Origin of the sequence: Actinomadura formosensis NBRC 14204 (assembly GCF_001552155.1) — a bacterium.
GTDB classification, from domain to species: Bacteria; Actinomycetota; Actinomycetes; order Streptosporangiales; family Streptosporangiaceae; genus Spirillospora; species Spirillospora formosensis.
Window position 1 is genome coordinate 1 of the sequence record NZ_BCQQ01000303.1, and the last position, 1,196, is coordinate 1,196.

General features: G+C 65.7%; 1 protein-coding gene. It reads right to left on the bottom strand.

Annotated features, from left to right (window positions below):
• The coding region (locus AF1_RS32645) for an amino acid adenylation domain-containing protein (protein ID WP_157419456.1) at window positions 1-1,196 on the bottom strand (1,196 nt) is incomplete at both ends.

Below are 1,196 nucleotides of genomic sequence, written 5' to 3' on the forward strand. Positions count from 1 at the left end.
CCGAGTTCGATCCGGAAGCCACGCAACTGCACCTGCTGATCGGCACGGCCCAGATACTCCAGACGGCCATCGGCCAGCCACCGCCCGACATCGCCCGTCCGATACATACGGGTACCGGGCCCACCGTGCGGGTCAGCGACAAACCGCTCGGCCGACAACCCCGGACGGTTCAGATAACCGCGCGCCAACCCCGCCCCCGCCACATACAACTCGCCCACGACGCCGGGCGGGACGGGCTGGAGACGGTCGTCCAGAACGTACACGCGCAGATCGGGGATGCCGACGCCGATGACGCTGCCGGGCGCGGTCGCCGCATAAGCCCGGTCCAGCGCAAGGTAGGACACATGCACGGTGGTCTCAGTGATCCCGTACATGTTGACCAGCGTCGGCGCGTCCTCGCGATGCCGGGAGTACCAGTCCTCCAACCGCCCCAGATCCAGGGCCTCACCACCGAAGACGATGTAACGCAACGCCAGATCGGTGCCCGGATGCTCCCCGTCGGCCGCCATCAACTGGTAGAACGCCGATGGGGTCTGGTTGAGGACGGTGACCTTCTCGGCTTCGAGCAGCCGCAGGAACTCCTGCGGTGACCGCGATGTCAGGTACGGGACGACCACGAGCCGGCCGCCGTACAGCAGCGACCCCCACAACTCCCACACCGTGAAATCGAACGCATAAGAGTGGAACAACGTCCACACATCATCCGGGCCGAACCCGAACCACTGCTCGGTGCACCCCAGCAGCCGCACCACGTTCTGATGCGGAACCACCACACCCTTGGGACGCCCCGTCGAACCCGACGTGTAAATCACATACGCCGGATGAGCAGGGTCGATCACAACACCCAGATCGGTGTCGTCGTACCCCTCGGCATCAAGGTCGTCCGGACCCAGGGTCAGAACGGGCCTGGCATCCTGCACCATGTACGCGATCCGGTCTGCCGGATAGTCGGGATCCATCGGCACATACGCCGCACCCGCCTTCAGCACCGCCAGGATCGCCACCACCAGATCGGCCGACCGCGGCAACGCCAAAGCCACGAACTGCTCCGGCCCCACACCCCGTTCCACCAACCACCGCGCCAGACGATTCGCCCTCGCATTGACCTGCGCATACGACCACGACACACCCTCGAACGTGACCGCCGGCGCATCCGGACGAACCGCCACCTGCGCCTCGAACAACGCAGGAATCGT